The sequence below is a fragment of the Thermophagus xiamenensis genome (assembly GCF_900112795.1).
GTDB classification, from domain to species: Bacteria; Bacteroidota; Bacteroidia; order Bacteroidales; family Marinilabiliaceae; genus Thermophagus; species Thermophagus xiamenensis.
The window spans coordinates 36004-50902 of record NZ_FONA01000026.1 but is presented as its reverse complement, the minus strand read 5'-3'; the positions used below and the strand labels follow the sequence as shown (position 1 = coordinate 50902).

Sequence of the window (14899 nt, the reverse complement as noted above, 5' to 3'; positions counted from 1 at the left end):
ATATTTATCAAACCGGGAAAAAGAAAAAATTAACTTTGCAATACGAACTAAACTGAGATAGATCTTTATCCGGACACACTAATTTAAACACTACCGGATAACTTTTACATACCATTGGGATAACCTTTACATACCGTCGGGATAACTTTTACATACCGTCGGGATAAGTTCATTTCCACTTTTTAGAGAACTTCTTTTATTCCGGGAATCATTAAAATTTTAGCAATACTAAGAGAAGAAACAAGAAGTGCGACCCAAACATTGGACCGCTCTACTCTTAAATATAAAATCATGAAATCCACTTAAGCATCTATATTAGCATATGTTGCATTTTTTTCAATAAATTCCCTTCTGGGCGGCACATCGTCTCCCATTAACATACTAAAAATACGGTCGGCCTCGGCAGCATTTTCATAAGTAACCTGCCGCAGTAACCGTTTTTCTGGATTCATTGTAGTCATCCACAATTGCTCGGCATTCATCTCACCAAGACCTTTATACCGCTGAACATGAACGGTATCTTCTTTACCGTTGGCATATTTTTCGATGAATTCTCTTCGTTGCGCATCGGTCCAGCAATATTCCTCAATTTTCCCCTTCTTCAAAAAGTATAAAGGCGGGGTTGCAATATAAAGATATCCTTTTTTAATCAGGTCTTTCATATACCTAAAGAAGAAAGTCATAATAAGCGTTGCGATGTGGCTTCCGTCCACGTCGGCATCGGTCATAATAACAATTTTATGGTAGCGCAGTTTATCAAGGTTCAAGGCCTTACTATCTTCTTCGGTACCAATAGTCACCCCAAGAGCGGTAAAAATATTTTTAATTTCTTCGTTTTCAAATACTTTATGTTGAAGCGCCTTTTCCACATTAAGAATTTTACCTCTCAAAGGCAAAATAGCCTGGAAGCGACGGTCGCGGCCCTGCTTAGCAGTACCGCCAGCGGAATCACCCTCCACCAGGAAAATTTCAGCTTTTTCGGGGTCACGAACCGAACAGTCGGCCAACTTACCGGGCAGCCCACCACCGGACAAAACACTTTTTCGTTGTACCAGCTCCCGTGCTTTTCGTGCTGCATGCCTCGCCGTAGCAGCCAAAATTACCTTATTAACGATGGCTTTAGCATCTTTAGGGTTTTCTTCAAGATAATTTGAAAGCATAGTACTCACGGCCTGGTCCACTGCCAGACTTACATCGCTATTTCCTAATTTGGTTTTAGTCTGCCCCTCAAACTGAGGTTCAGCAACTTTAACAGAAATAACGGCAGTAAGACCTTCCCTAAAATCATCGCCACTAATATCAAACTTCAGTTTAGAGAACATTCCCGACTTTTCGGCCCAGTTTTTCAAAGTTCTGGTTAACCCTCGTCGAAAACCGGTTAAATGGGTCCCTCCTTCTATGGTATTTATATTATTGACATATGAATAAACATTCTCGTTAAAAGAAGTATTGTAGAGAATGGCAATATCGACAGGAATATCATTTTTTACCGTAGAAATAAAGATGGGTTTTTCGATAAGCGGCTCACGATTATCGTCAATAAAGTTAACAAACTCAATAAGACCATCTTTAGAATAAAAACGTTCAGATTTAAAATTACCCTCTTCATCTTTTTCTCTCTTGTCGGTAAGGATAATTTCCAGTCCGGCATTCAAGAACGCCAACTCCCGCATTCTTCCGGCAAGCACGCTGTATTTATATTCAGTATTATTGAAAATAGTTGAATCGGGCATAAAAGTAATGGCAGTACCAGTTTGGTCTGTCGTACCCACTTCCCGGATAGGTGCCAACGGTTTACCTCGCTCATATTCTTGCCGGAAAATTTTTCCATCCCTTCTAACTTCAGCTTTCAAACTGGATGATAAAGCATTTACACATGAAACGCCCACACCGTGAAGCCCACCGGAAACTTTATAACTTCCTTTATCAAATTTTCCACCGGCATGCAAAACAGTCATGACAACTTCCAAGGCAGATTTTCCCTCTTTCTCATGGAAATCAACGGGAATACCGCGCCCGTTGTCAACAACGGTAATGCTTCCGTCTTCGTTTATGGTAACCTGAATTGAGTCACAGTATCCTGCAAGAGCCTCATCAATAGAATTGTCTACAACTTCATAAACCAAATGGTGTAATCCTTTTTGGCCAATATCTCCGATATACATGGCGGGTCGCTTCCGAACAGCCTCAAGTCCTTCTAACACTTGAATACTGCTGGCACTATAACCATTTGCCTCAGACTCTTGGTTATTTCCATTTACCTTTTCACTCATGATTTTAAATAATAAAATAATATTTTTTAGATAGCTTTGTCGTTCTTTGAGTTAAGAATCAAAATGCATTACAAATATAACAAAATAACCGGTATTTGCCGCCTAATATGGTAACTATTTGTCGCCACGGTAAACTCACAACAACTTATATACCAATACTTTACACTTAGACATAAAAATACCCATACCACTAATGAGAAAAGATTCACAATATGAACAGAAAATATGCCGAAAAATCAATGGAATTGCTTTAATTCATCGATTGAAATTCTTATAGTTGATAAAAATTAAATAAAGCAATAACCTCCTTTTCACGTAAAAACAGTATTTTACTAAAAGAAACAGTTAAGGCAAGGGTAGAATGACCCTTTAAAAATTAGGAATAAATTGTAATCAGCAAGCGTCGCGGGCCCCCATAATTACGAAATTCGCAAAGGTAAATACCTTGCCACATTCCAAGAGCCAGGCGACCATTTACGACAGGGATGGTAAGAGATGGCCCTAACAAAGAGCTTTTTACATGCGCCGGCATATCATCGGCCCCCTCTAAAGTATGAGTGTAGTCAGGATCATTTTCCGGCACAAGTTTATTGAAAATGGTTTCAAAATCATCTCTTACAGAAGGGTCGGCATTTTCATTAATAGTTAATCCAGCCGAAGTATGTTGCAAAAATATATTAACAAGCCCCTTATCAGGCAACTCTGGCAATTGAGAGGTAATATAACTGGTTATCAAATGAAATCCTCGTTTAAACTCAGGCAACGTAATTTTAACTTGCTTAATCATTTGATTGAAAATTTAAGATATAAAATTTTTTTCACACTCATTATATCCTCAATATTTATACTTTATTCAAGGGAAAAATCATCAAACAGAGTAGGCTTAAGAGGCGCCCTCGGCCTTAAATCTCAAATTCTCAGAATTCCAAACTTGAGGATTAACAACCGGTAATCCTTTCATTCCCTGAAAGAAATCAGCAATAACAGATGCTACTTGCTTGCTCATTTCTTTACGAGTTTCATGAGTAGCACTACCCACATGAGGTACCAAAACAACATTATCCATATAAATTAGTTCATCAGGAACGTTGGGTTCATTGGCAAAAACATCCAGGGCAGCACCTGCAATTTCTTTCTTTTTTAAAACCTCAATTAAAGCTTCCTGATTGATAACCGCGCCACGTGAAGTATTGATAAGAAAAGCAGAAGGTTTCATTAGCTTAAGTTCCGGAAAAGAAATCAAAGATTTGGTTTCCGGTGTTAGAGGCACATTAAGAGAAACAAAATCGGCATTACGCAACAAATTTTCCAAATCGGTAAATCGGGCCTCATATTGCTCTTCAATATGAGGCTCCAGTTTATGTCGATTATGATAAATCACCTTCATACCAAAAGCTAATGCCCTTTTAGCAAGCGCTTTGCCGATAGCACCCAGGCCAACTATTCCAAGCGTTTTATCGCGAAGCGTAGTTCCCCAATTTTGAAGGACGCCCCAATCCGTAATTTTTTTTGCACGTAGCCCCCTGTCAAATTCTGATATTCTACGTGCCACATCAATAATCAATCCCATAGCCAGTTCTGCTGTGGGCTCAGTAACAGTATCAGGCGTATTGGTTACTACAATGCCTAATTGAGTAGCCTTTTCAACATCAATATTGTCTGTACCGGCACCATAATTGGCTATTAATTTCAATTTCGATGCAGCCTCAATAAGCCTGCTATCCAGAGGATTTCCAAAAACCGAGACTACAACTTCGCATTCAGGAATCAAAGCAGATAGTTCTTCATTCGAGAAAGTGTCATTATCAGGCCAAATCAATTCAAAATCGCTTTCCAGAATTTTTAACGGCTCCTCGGGTATTCTGTGAGATATGAGTATCTTTTTTTTCATAGTCGTCACGAATCTTATTATAGCATAAGCATAAAAACTTTTCGAAATTCAAATATACATCATATTCACTGAAACTTCTATATTGTCTTTCTGTAATTTAATACTGCGAGACCAAATAAAAATACAGCCAAAACGGAAATACCGGTTACCTGCTTCCACAAATCACTCAAACCGGCACCTTTTAACAAAATGGCACGCATCAAGTCGATAAAATAATATAACGGATTGAGCAGGTTTAATTTTTGCCCCCACTCCGGCATATTATCTACTGAAGTAAAGATACCGCTCATAAGGATAAACACCAACAGGAAAAAGAAACTAACAAAAGTAACCTGCTGTTGGGACGAAGAAATTGTAGAAAGTAACAAACCTAAACCCAAAAGGCCTGTGAGGTATAATGTTGCAATGGCAAAAACGAGCCACAGACTGCCTTCGATTGGTATTTGATAAATGAGTTTCCCAATTGTCAATCCCAGAGCCAATTCAAATAATCCAATTAATAAGAACGGAAGCAGCTTGGCTACTATAAACTGCCACTTTCTTACCGGCGTAACATTAATCTGTTCAATGGTTCCCATCTCCTTTTCACGCACCAAATTCATGGCGGTTAAAAACATGCCCACAACCGATACCAAGACCACTAAAATTCCAGGAACCATAAAATGTTTATAGTTGAGTTCAGGATTGTACCAATAGGAAAAAGTAGTCACTATACCTGCCTGTGGTAGCACACCGTAAGTTTCTTTAACGAAGCTTTGACTTAAACCGGCAATTACCTGCTGCAAATATGCGTATCCCAATTGAGCCTGTTGTGAATTTATGGCATTGGCCAATAATTGAATTTTTACCTGCTCATTGCTCATTAAAGAAGATTCGAAACCCTGAGGTATAACAAGCAAAAAGTCGATTTCACCTTTTTCAATTTTCTTTTTCGCACTTAAAACATTTTCATCATTTTTTCCCACAACAAAAAAAGGCGATGCATCCAAGACAGAAATTAACCTTTTACTCCAGGGCGAATGGTCTTCATCAACGACTGATAATTGCTGCTTTCGCATTTCCAGAGTAGCGGCATTTACCAATATTAGCAATTGAACTACAGGTATAACAAATATTAACCGCAAAATGGTTTTATTGCGATAAATCTGAATAAATTCTTTTTGAAGCAAATAGAATAGAATTCTCATTATTGTTTGTCATTAAAAAAGAAAAAACATTCACTGACCATGTGAATTATGACAATCTAACTTTAAAATTTTTGATACTCAATGCCATAAAAGCAACAATAAAAGCCGCAAAAATTAATAATTCTTTCCAAATGGACATAAAACTTCCGGCTTTAAACATGATGCTTTTCACTGCCTGGATATAATATCTGGGGGGCATAATGCTGCTCAACCATCGCAGCAATACCGGCATATTTTCAATAGGATAAATAAATCCGGATAACAACACCGTAGGTAATAATAGCGCAAAAAGAGAGATGAACATTGCTACCATTTGACTGGCAGATACAGTTGATATAAAAATCCCTAACGATAACGACAACAGAATATATAAAATATTAATAATAGTTAACCACCACCAACTACCTTCCATCGGCACTTTAAAAATGAAAATTCCTACCAATAGTATTGTTACAGCATTAATGAAAGATAGAATAATATAGGGCGCCACTTTCCCAACAATGATTTGCCAAGGTTTCAGTGGTGAAACAAGCAGTATCTCCATAGAACCGTATTCTTTTTCCCGGGTAATAGAAATAGAAGTCATCATGGCCGAAATAAGAATTAAAATCATAGCCATAATACCAGGCACCGACATAAAGACGCCCTTAAGAGCAGGGTTATAAAACATTCGGGTTTCAATTGTAACCGGTATTTCCGATGCCCGTCCAGACAATCCATTTTCAGCGTCAAACCTTGTGATAATACTTCTGGCATAATTTACTAACATTTGAGCTGAATTGGCTTCTGAGGCATCAGCTACAAGTTGTACTTCAACACCCGAACTCTCTGCCTGCCGCTTTCCAAACTCTGAAGGTATAACCACTACCATTCTGACCTCCCCTTTACGCAACGACGCTTCCATCTCTTCAGGGTTATCTATCATCTTGCCAATTTTAAAATATCCCGATGCCGCCAAACGATTGACAAGTTGATAACCGGCATAATCATTGGCTTTATTAAAAATCCCAATCCTGGCTTGGTTTATTTCTGTTGTAATCACATAGCCAAAAATCAGTATTTGTGCCAATGGCATTATTAATAGAACCATTAAAGTACGCTTATCGCGAATGATATGAATAGCTTCTTTCTTAATAAAAACCCAGAGTTTTTTCATCGTTTGGAAATGATTATTAATGCCCCGTCGTAAGGCTCTGTTTATCTTTTACCGAGTAAGATTTAAAAAAACTTCGTTCATGGTGTCTACATTAAATTGCTTTTTCAATTTAGCAGGGGTGTCAAGAGCTTTTATATGACCATCTACCATCACTGTTACCCTATCGCAATATTCCGCCTCGTCCAAATAATGAGTAGTAACAAAAATGGTTATTCCATCAGCTGCCGCCTCATATATTAACTCCCAGAACTGTCGGCGGGTGACAGGGTCTACTCCACTGGTTGGCTCATCAAGAAAGACTATTTTCGGGTGATGAACCATTGCCACAGAAAATGCCAATTTTTGTTTCCAACCCAAAGAGAGCGTCTTAATCAATCGGCTTCTATCCTTTAATAGTCCAAGTTTTCTTAATATCGTATCAGAACGTTGACGAATCTCATTCGCAGTCAAACCATATATGGCTCCATATAATCTGATATTTTCAAAAATGGTCAAATCTTCATATAAGGAAAACTTTTGACTCATATACCCAATGTTTTGTTTCACTAATTCGGGATGAGTCATTACATTGTATCCTGCAACAACTACCTGGCCGGATGTAGGTGCCATCAATCCGCAAAGAATTTTAATGGCAGTAGTTTTTCCGGCTCCGTTAGCACCTAAAAAGCCAAAAATCTCTCCCCTGCGTACATTAAAGGTGAGATGGTCATTGGCGGTGAAATTCCCGAACTTTTTCACCAGGTCGACAACCTCAATGGCAAACGCCGATGTATTGATATCCTTCATCCGTTTTCTTTTTCTGTAATACTCATTAGAGACATAAATCGGTCCTCTATATTGGGTTTGATAGGTCTGATTCGGACATTGGCTAATCCATTTTCGTATAAATAGCGGATTAACTCTTCCCGCCAATCTCCACCCCCATGGAAAGTTAAATGTAACTCTTCACCAAAAGGATATACCGATTCAACCCGATAGAATTTCCGACAATGCAGCAACAACTTATACATGTTTTCACCTGCCACGCCGAACAACTGTTTCCCAAAACCTTGTGTCACGGCATCAGGTGTCGAAATTTCGAGGATATGCCCCTTCTGAATCAGTGCAACTCTATCGCACAGGGAAGCTTCATCCATATAGGGTGTAGAAACCAAGACGGTAATTCCGGCATTTTTAAGCTTTTGTAACATCTCCCAAAAATCGCTTCGTGAAACAGCATCCACCCCGGTAGTAGGCTCATCCAAAACCAATAACTTAGGTTTATGTATTAAGGCACACGAGAGAGCAAGTTTTTGTTTCATGCCGCCGGAAAGCTTACCGGCTCGCCGTTTCTTGAAGGGTTCTATTTGCCGATAGATGTCTTTTATTAGATGGTAATTCTCTTTAATAGTGGTGCCAAACACGGCAGCAAAGAAATTAAGATTCTCTTCAACCGTTAAGTCCTCATATAGTGAAAACTTTCCTGGCATATATCCCACCATTCTGCGGATTGCCTTATAATCGGCAACAGGACTTTTCCCCCATAAGCAAACCTCGCCTTCGTCCGGCAGTAATAACGATAAAATAATGCGAAACAATGTGCTTTTCCCTGCTCCATCGGGACCAATGACACCAAAGAGCTCTCCCTCTTCAACTTGAAATGAAACCCTCCTTAGCGCCTTAATATTCCCAAAATATTTAGACACACCGCTTACTGTTACCATATCAATTAATTTTATATAACCCCATGGGTATAACCTGAACATTAAAAGAAAACTTCTCCCGGCATTCCAATCTTAATTTTGCCATCGTAATTGGGAACTTTCACCTTTATTGCATAAACCAAATCAACTCGTTCCTCTTTGGTTTGAATTATCTTGGGTGTGAACTCTGCCGAAGCAGATATCCAAGTAATTTTTCCTTCCCGCTGATGCTCATTTTTCTTATCCCTATCAAAAGCCACGCGAACGGATTGACCAAGAGTTACATCATCCAATTGAACACCGGAAATGTAAGCCCTCAATATTAATTCATCAGTTTTAGCCATTTTTAGCAGAGGTTTCCCGAAAGCCACCACTTCACCTGCCTCGGCATACTTTTGTAAAATCGTTCCTGAAAAAGGTGCCTTCACTTTACAACGAGCCAGCCGCTCCCTTGCAGCATTAATTTTGGCTTCTACAACTCTCATCTCAGCTTTAAGCGCCAAAGCCTGTGATTGTACTTGTGCCAATTCTTTTTGTGTAACTCGATATTGCCCTGTGATTTCGTCATATTTTTGCGCAGATATTGCTTCCTCTTCAAACATACCGGCAACCCGATTTACTTCTTTTTCCATAACCTTTAACCGCTCTTTTTGCACTTCTATGCTTTTTCTAAGTTGTACCAGGCGCGCTTCTACACTCTCTTTAGAAGCTAATAACTGCTCCAACTCGAGTTGTGCAATAGTAGTATCAATCATTGCTATAACCTTTCCTCCTTCCAAAATATCACCTTCATCTACCTGCAGCCATTCTATTTTTCCGGCAATCTCTGAACTAATTATTACTTCATCCGCCTCAAAATTACCATAAGCGTCTGCCTTACCATCGTCATTCGAACATCCTGGTATTAAAATCAATACCAGTAGCAACGTCGACAGAAAACCTGCGTCAATAAATAAAAACTTTGAAAGGATACTTTCATCCTTTAGTGTGCTGTTTGTCTTAAATATTGATTTCATTCGTATATAATTTATTTAACTCATTGGCCGAATGGAACTCGCATGGCTTAAGTTTATACATGTTCTTATTGCGGAAAACCTTCTTGCCATGCTCGTTTCATCAGTATAAAATTTATCTAATTCATTGGCCGGATGGAACTCGCATGACCTAAAGTTTATACATGCTCTTATTGTGACAAGTTTTCTTGGTCATGCTCGTTTCATCAGTATAAAATTTACTTACTTCATTGATATATTGCTTCTTATAAGTAGTCGTTAGTGGTTAGTCATTTGTCATTAGTTATTTAATAATAACCACTTGTTAATTAATGACTAATCACTTCTTCTGCCTTCTGCCTGTGCACTTCTGCCCTGGGCATTTTATACATGTCCTTTTGTGGAAAAAGCCGCCATGCTCGTTTCATCCGTATGAAATTTACTTTTATAGTTAGTTTAAAATCCATTATAGCCAACGGGCACTCCTTAAACCACTTAAGGGGAAATACCCATCACGCAATCAGGCATTTTATTAATGTCACTTATTATGACTATTTTACAAACCACTATCCCCTTTCAAGCATTACACTTTATTTTCATTTTCCGGCTCCGACTAAATATTTAAATGCCAAACCCTTTAAATATTCTAACTGATGAATTCCCAAGTTTATTTGGGAATTAATTAAAGCATTCAAATCTTCTACATAGTCGGCCGACGTTATTATACCGCTCTTTAATTTTTTCTCACTATCGTTGGCCACTTCCTGTCTAAGTTTAACGATACCCTCATCCAGTTCCATAATGGATATGAATTGCGAAATTTCATTACTTAGCCGGCTATCAACTCTTTGAAGATTTAAATCGAAGGTTTCCCGCCTTAAATCCACCAATTGACTTTTATTATTGAAAGTCAATTGTCTGCGCTTGGCTTCTTTCCAGTCCCAAGGCTTCCATTTCAAACGAATACCTATCATCATAAAGGTATCAAACTCATCTTTTAACATGTTGTAACCGGGGTTTCCATAACCACCTTGAACAAAAGCAGCCAAGACAGGCCATCTGTTACGTTGGGCCAAAATTGAGGCTGTTTCACTTTGCTCTTTTTGTAAAGCAAACAAGCGATATTCCGGTCGCCTCTCAGGCTGAAAAAAATCAGAGACATCCGGCTTTACAAGTTGTGAAACAGAAGAAACCTGTCGACCCAAATACGAGGAAAGATTTTCCAGCAATGCCTTGATGCTGTAATCAAGAGCGACTTTTTGCTGGCGGGTCAACAGCTCTTCCGCTTCAAGCGTATAAATGTCGGCTTTTTCTATTGACCCATAATTTTGGGCGGTTTGTAATTCTTTTTTACGGATTTGAAGTGTTTTAATTTTTTGGTCTAATTGCAAACCTTTTTCATTTAGCATTAATATTTGAAAAAACAGTTCTGTTACCCGCTGCTTAAGGTCGTATAACTCTATTTCAATATTCTGCTGCTCTATCTCTCCTGCAATCTCTTCTACCTTCTTTTGGGTGTTAATTCGTCCACCATCATAAAGGGTTTGACTCAAATCCAATGCAATTTTATACTGGTCATTAGAGGCCTGAGGAAAATTTACACCCGGAATAGCCGATGACAAGTCCACATGTGTCACCTCATTTTGCCATGAGGCTTGACCAATCAACTCCATTTGCGGCAACCATTTAGTTTGGACATTTCGAAGGTTTAGCTCTGTGCTCTGCTTCAACAATGCTTTCCCTTTAATCAACGGATAATGATTCCGTGAATATTCCCAACAATCCTTCAAAGTAAATAAATTGGGTTGCGCCAACAGAGTATTAAGCGTAATTGAAAGTCCCAAAACTGATATAAGGAAATACTTCATAATGATAATTTAAATTTACATTATGGATTTCAACCATAATAGAACTAAACAACTTAGGTTCGAATAAAACTTTGAAACTTATTGGTCGGGATTGACAAGAATACTGCGACAAATAAATTCATACACTGTTTCTTTTCTTTTTTGCAAAAAGCTGTCATACTCTCCTTTTGATTTCCAAAACATAGAACTCACCAGAGGACGAGCAATAAAAGGAAAAATGGAAAGTGCTATAATATTGACCAACAATTCTCTGGGGTCCATATTTACCACCTCCCCATTATCAATAGCGTCCTGAACAATTTTGATTATTTTATCAGGCTTTATTCCCGAAGCGAGCAACAATTCCTTAATCCGTTCCGGCGACCGGTTTAGTTCTCCCACCACAAAAGCAGGAAGATAGGGACGCTGAGCTAATATTTCGGTATATCCGTCAATAACGGCTTTTATCAAATCCCTGATTCCTGCCATCCCACCTTGGGTTACTTTTTCTATGGACGGCCAAAATTGACTAAATGCTTCCCGGAAAATACGGTCGAAAAGTTTTTCTTTACTTCTGAAGTAATAATGCAACAACGCTTTATTAATCCCGGCTTCATCAGCAATTTCCTGCATCCGTGCACCGGCATAACCTTTTTTTTCAAAAACCCGATTGGCTGCTTTTAAAATAAGCTCCTCTGTATCTTGATTTTTATCTTGCTTGTTTTTTACCATTTGTTTTAACTGTTTAATTTAACCATCTGGTCAAATTTAATTCAATTCTATCTGATAACAAATTTTTTTCGTAAAAAATCACAAACTAATTTCTCATACTAATTATAAAAACCCTGAATTTAAGCTTATAGAGAATATCATTGAACGGGCCTGGCCACAAGAATACCGTATACGTTTTTGCGGTTACGAACATACTCCGCAAGGCTATTCTCTGAAATTTTAACCTTGTTACCTACAGTAGAAGCATGAATAAAATGTAGTTGACCGGATGTATGATAAGCCAACCCCACATGAACAACATCCAAACCTTTTATTGAAGTACAAAAAGCAATGATGTCACCATTCTGAATGGAATCGGATATAGCTTCAATATTAGCCTCGGAAATATATCGTAGTTTTAACGTGGAAACTCGCTTTTCATCGTTTTCAATTGAATGAATTAAAGTGGAATTCTCCCTTAACTTAGGATAATATTCAGCATGGGAAGACATAAAATCTACATAAGCATCAAATTCTCTGTCACCAAAGTCATTACTCACTATTTTCACCAGGCCTTTTGCTTCATTATTTGACAACCATTCAGTAAAATAATGAAGTCTGGAATCATATCCACTAATTCTTCCATCACGATATCGTAAGGTCTTCAAAATTTTCAAAAACGATGATAATTCGGTAGTTCTATCTTTAATGCAAAATGATAGCGCTAAAACATTTTCAACAAAGGTGGTACAATCAAACTCACGAAGATTAACAATAAGTTTTTCAGGCGCATCCGATTCCAAAGTATGTGCAACGTATGGCTGATTCAGAAAATACTGAGCTACATCAATTATTACATTCTCTAGCGGTCGATGGTCCAGTTGACGAAGGTGGGACCATTCCATCAATTCCTTAAAAACAGCAGAATCTTCTTTGGTTATATGAACTAAAAATTTTACACCTGTGGCTTCTTTATTACCCTTCGTCGTCCCTTTCCCTCTTATTATTTGGCTATTTAAAAAGCAGACGAAAAAAACAAAAATTGATATAAATAAAATATTAGGGAAATCTTTTCTAAATGATTTGCTTTTCATGACAAAAAATTTCAGTCAAATTTAATAGAAACGTACATTCATGACAAATTATAAGTCACCTAAAAAGTTGTTCTTTACGAATGTAAAAGCTCCACTCAACAAAAACATTAAACAATAACGAACAATCACTGTTATTTTCGGGTTACTCAAAAACAAAAACACATGTACTATCAAAATTTAAAAGTAACCTAAAGATATTGGTAACACAACCATTTGAAACGGGCATAACCGGAAAGTTTTTTCACGCTGTGGTCAGGTACAAAACAGACCTTAAGTCAATTAGTCACTGGTGGTTAATCATTAGTATAGTTTTGTGAAATAAGTAAACATTACATTAAGAAATAACAAACCGAAGAACATACTAAACGTTCTTATTCAATAAATACCAGAAAAATTAAAGTAACAACACAAAATAATTTATGGATCGTTTAGAAAGTAATATCGATACTACCGACCAACATTTTAAGAATAATTACCACACCAACAAAGCATTAGTTGCTGCACTGGAAGAAAGGTTAGAGCAAATTAGCAAGGGTGGTCCGGAGAAACTAAGACAAAAACATCTCACCAGAGGTAAGTTACTGGTTCGCCAAAGAATTGAAAAGCTTCTGGACCCACACACCCCTTTTCTGGAACTTTCCCCACTGGCTGCATGGCAACAATACAATGATGAATTTCCGGGCGCGGGAATTGTCACCGGCATAGGGCGAATACACCAACACAATGTTATGATCATTGCCAACGATGCCACGGTTAAGGGAGGCACCTACGTTCCCGAAACCATCAAAAAGCATTTAAGGGCACAGGAAATAGCACGTGAAAACCAGCTTCCTTGTATCTATCTGGTCGATTCGGGCGGCATATTTTTGCCCTTACAGGCAGAAGTATTCCCTGATAAGGACGATTTTGGCCGCATTTTTTACAATCAGGCCCGCTTGTCGGCAGAAGGGATACCTCAAATATCTATCGTCATGGGTTCCTGTACCGCCGGCGGGGCCTATATCCCGGCTATGAGTGACGAAACTATAATCGTTCGCAACCAGGGCACCATTTTTCTGGCGGGACCTCCCTTGGTTAAAGCCGCTACCGGCGAAGAGGTAACACCCGAAGAGTTGGGCGGGGCCGAAGTTCATACCAGTATCAGTGGCGTAGCTGACCATATTGCCGAAAACGATGAACACGCCCTGCAAATTTGCCGTAACATAATAGAGTCGCTACCAATGCCACCAACATCCCGTCACCCTGACAAATTCGTCGAACCACCTCAATATCCGAAACAGGAATTATATGGGTTAATCCCTTCTGGGAATGACTCCTTTCCGGATGTAAGAGAAATCATAATTCGTTTGGTTGATGGCAGCCGATTTCAGGAATTCAAGCAAAACTACGGTGAATCATTGGTAACAGGCTTTGCACGTATACATGGTTATAAGGTTGGAATCCTAGCCAATAACGGGATATTATTCTCTGAGTCGGCACTAAAAGGAACCCACTTTATTGAACTATGTAATCACCGAAACATACCCATGGTTTTCCTCCAAAACATAACTGGCTTTATGGTTGGAAAAGAATATGAACATGGGGGTATCGCTAAAAACGGGGCCAAAATGGTTCATGCACTTGCAAACTCTGTTGTGCCTTTTTTCACTATTATTATTGGTGGTTCTTATGGCGCCGGCAATTATGCCATGGGGGGACGTGCCTACAATCCCAGACTACTCTTTATGTGGCCCAACGCACGCATTTCAGTGATGGGTGCCCGGCAAGCCGCCGAGGTTCTTATGACCCTAAAAAAAGAACAGGCAGCTGCGAAAGGTAATAATGTGCCAGCAGAAGAACTAAAAGCTATTGAAGAGCAAATTATCAATAAATATGCTACGGAAGGCTCTGCCTGGTACAGCACTTCCAGATTATGGGATGATGGTATTATAGACCCTGCCCAAACACGGGATATTTTGGGGCTGGCACTGGAAATGTCAAGCCATTCACCATCTCAGGTGCCCAAATACGGAATTTTTCGCATGTAATACGATGGTTAAAAAGGCCTTATCCCACCATTCCGGTTG

The 14899-nt window shown here is 38.7% G+C and carries 12 protein-coding genes; 1 reads left to right on the top strand and 11 read right to left on the bottom strand.

All coding sequences use genetic code 11. The features are described 5' to 3' along the window. Positions 1-302: 302 nt before the first annotated feature. The 11 genes from gyrB to BM130_RS13825 all read right to left on the bottom strand — a co-directional run bounded on the left by gyrB (position 303) and on the right by BM130_RS13825 (position 12833). On the bottom strand, positions 303-2273 hold the full coding sequence (gene gyrB / locus BM130_RS13875; RefSeq protein WP_010528003.1) for a DNA topoisomerase (ATP-hydrolyzing) subunit B: 1971 nt from the start codon (positions 2271-2273) through the stop codon (positions 303-305). Positions 2274-2649: 376 nt separating this feature from the next. After that, on the bottom strand, positions 2650-3060 hold the full coding sequence (locus BM130_RS13870; protein ID WP_010528004.1) for a secondary thiamine-phosphate synthase enzyme YjbQ: 411 nt from the start codon (positions 3058-3060) through the stop codon (positions 2650-2652). A 96-nt stretch (positions 3061-3156) separates the two neighbouring features. Next, positions 3157-4164: an NAD(P)-dependent oxidoreductase gene (locus tag BM130_RS13865; RefSeq protein ID WP_010528005.1), complete on the bottom strand. Its 1008-nt coding sequence runs from the start codon at positions 4162-4164 to the stop codon at positions 3157-3159. A 77-nt stretch (positions 4165-4241) separates the two neighbouring features. Continuing rightward, entirely contained in the window at positions 4242-5351 is a 1110-nt protein-coding gene (locus BM130_RS13860; protein WP_010528006.1) for an ABC transporter permease, read from the bottom strand. A 46-nt stretch (positions 5352-5397) separates the two neighbouring features. Further along, positions 5398-6507 carry an ABC transporter permease gene (locus BM130_RS13855; RefSeq protein WP_010528007.1) on the bottom strand — a complete coding sequence of 370 codons (1110 nt, stop codon included), beginning with the start codon at positions 6505-6507 and terminating at the stop codon, positions 5398-5400. Between the two features lie 48 nt (positions 6508-6555). Beyond that, positions 6556-7293: an ABC transporter ATP-binding protein gene (locus tag BM130_RS13850; RefSeq protein WP_010528008.1), complete on the bottom strand. Its 738-nt coding sequence runs from the start codon at positions 7291-7293 to the stop codon at positions 6556-6558. Beyond that, a complete protein-coding gene (locus BM130_RS13845; RefSeq protein WP_010528009.1) occupies positions 7290-8210 on the bottom strand; it encodes an ABC transporter ATP-binding protein in 921 nt (306 codons plus the stop codon). The genes BM130_RS13850 and BM130_RS13845 overlap by 4 nt, the downstream gene beginning before the upstream one ends. 41 nt (positions 8211-8251) lie before the next feature. Beyond that, on the bottom strand, positions 8252-9205 hold the full coding sequence (locus BM130_RS13840; RefSeq protein WP_010528010.1) for an HlyD family secretion protein: 954 nt from the start codon (positions 9203-9205) through the stop codon (positions 8252-8254). A gap of 572 nt (positions 9206-9777) precedes the next feature. Next, complete coding sequence (locus BM130_RS13835) at positions 9778-11049, bottom strand: TolC family protein (RefSeq protein ID WP_010528011.1); 1272 nt, start codon at positions 11047-11049, stop codon at positions 9778-9780. Between the two features lie 78 nt (positions 11050-11127). Further along, a complete protein-coding gene (locus tag BM130_RS13830; protein ID WP_010528012.1) occupies positions 11128-11760 on the bottom strand; it encodes a TetR/AcrR family transcriptional regulator in 633 nt (210 codons plus the stop codon). A gap of 137 nt (positions 11761-11897) precedes the next feature. Then, positions 11898-12833 carry an N-acetylmuramoyl-L-alanine amidase-like domain-containing protein gene (locus BM130_RS13825; RefSeq protein ID WP_010528013.1) on the bottom strand — a complete coding sequence of 312 codons (936 nt, stop codon included), beginning with the start codon at positions 12831-12833 and terminating at the stop codon, positions 11898-11900. Between the two features lie 419 nt (positions 12834-13252). Here BM130_RS13825 and BM130_RS13820 point away from each other — a divergent pair, with 419 nt between their 5' ends. Next, the gene (locus BM130_RS13820; protein ID WP_010528014.1) at positions 13253-14860 is read left to right on the top strand and encodes a carboxyl transferase domain-containing protein; all 1608 of its coding nucleotides are present in this window, start codon (positions 13253-13255) and stop codon (positions 14858-14860) included. Positions 14861-14899 lie beyond the last annotated feature (39 nt).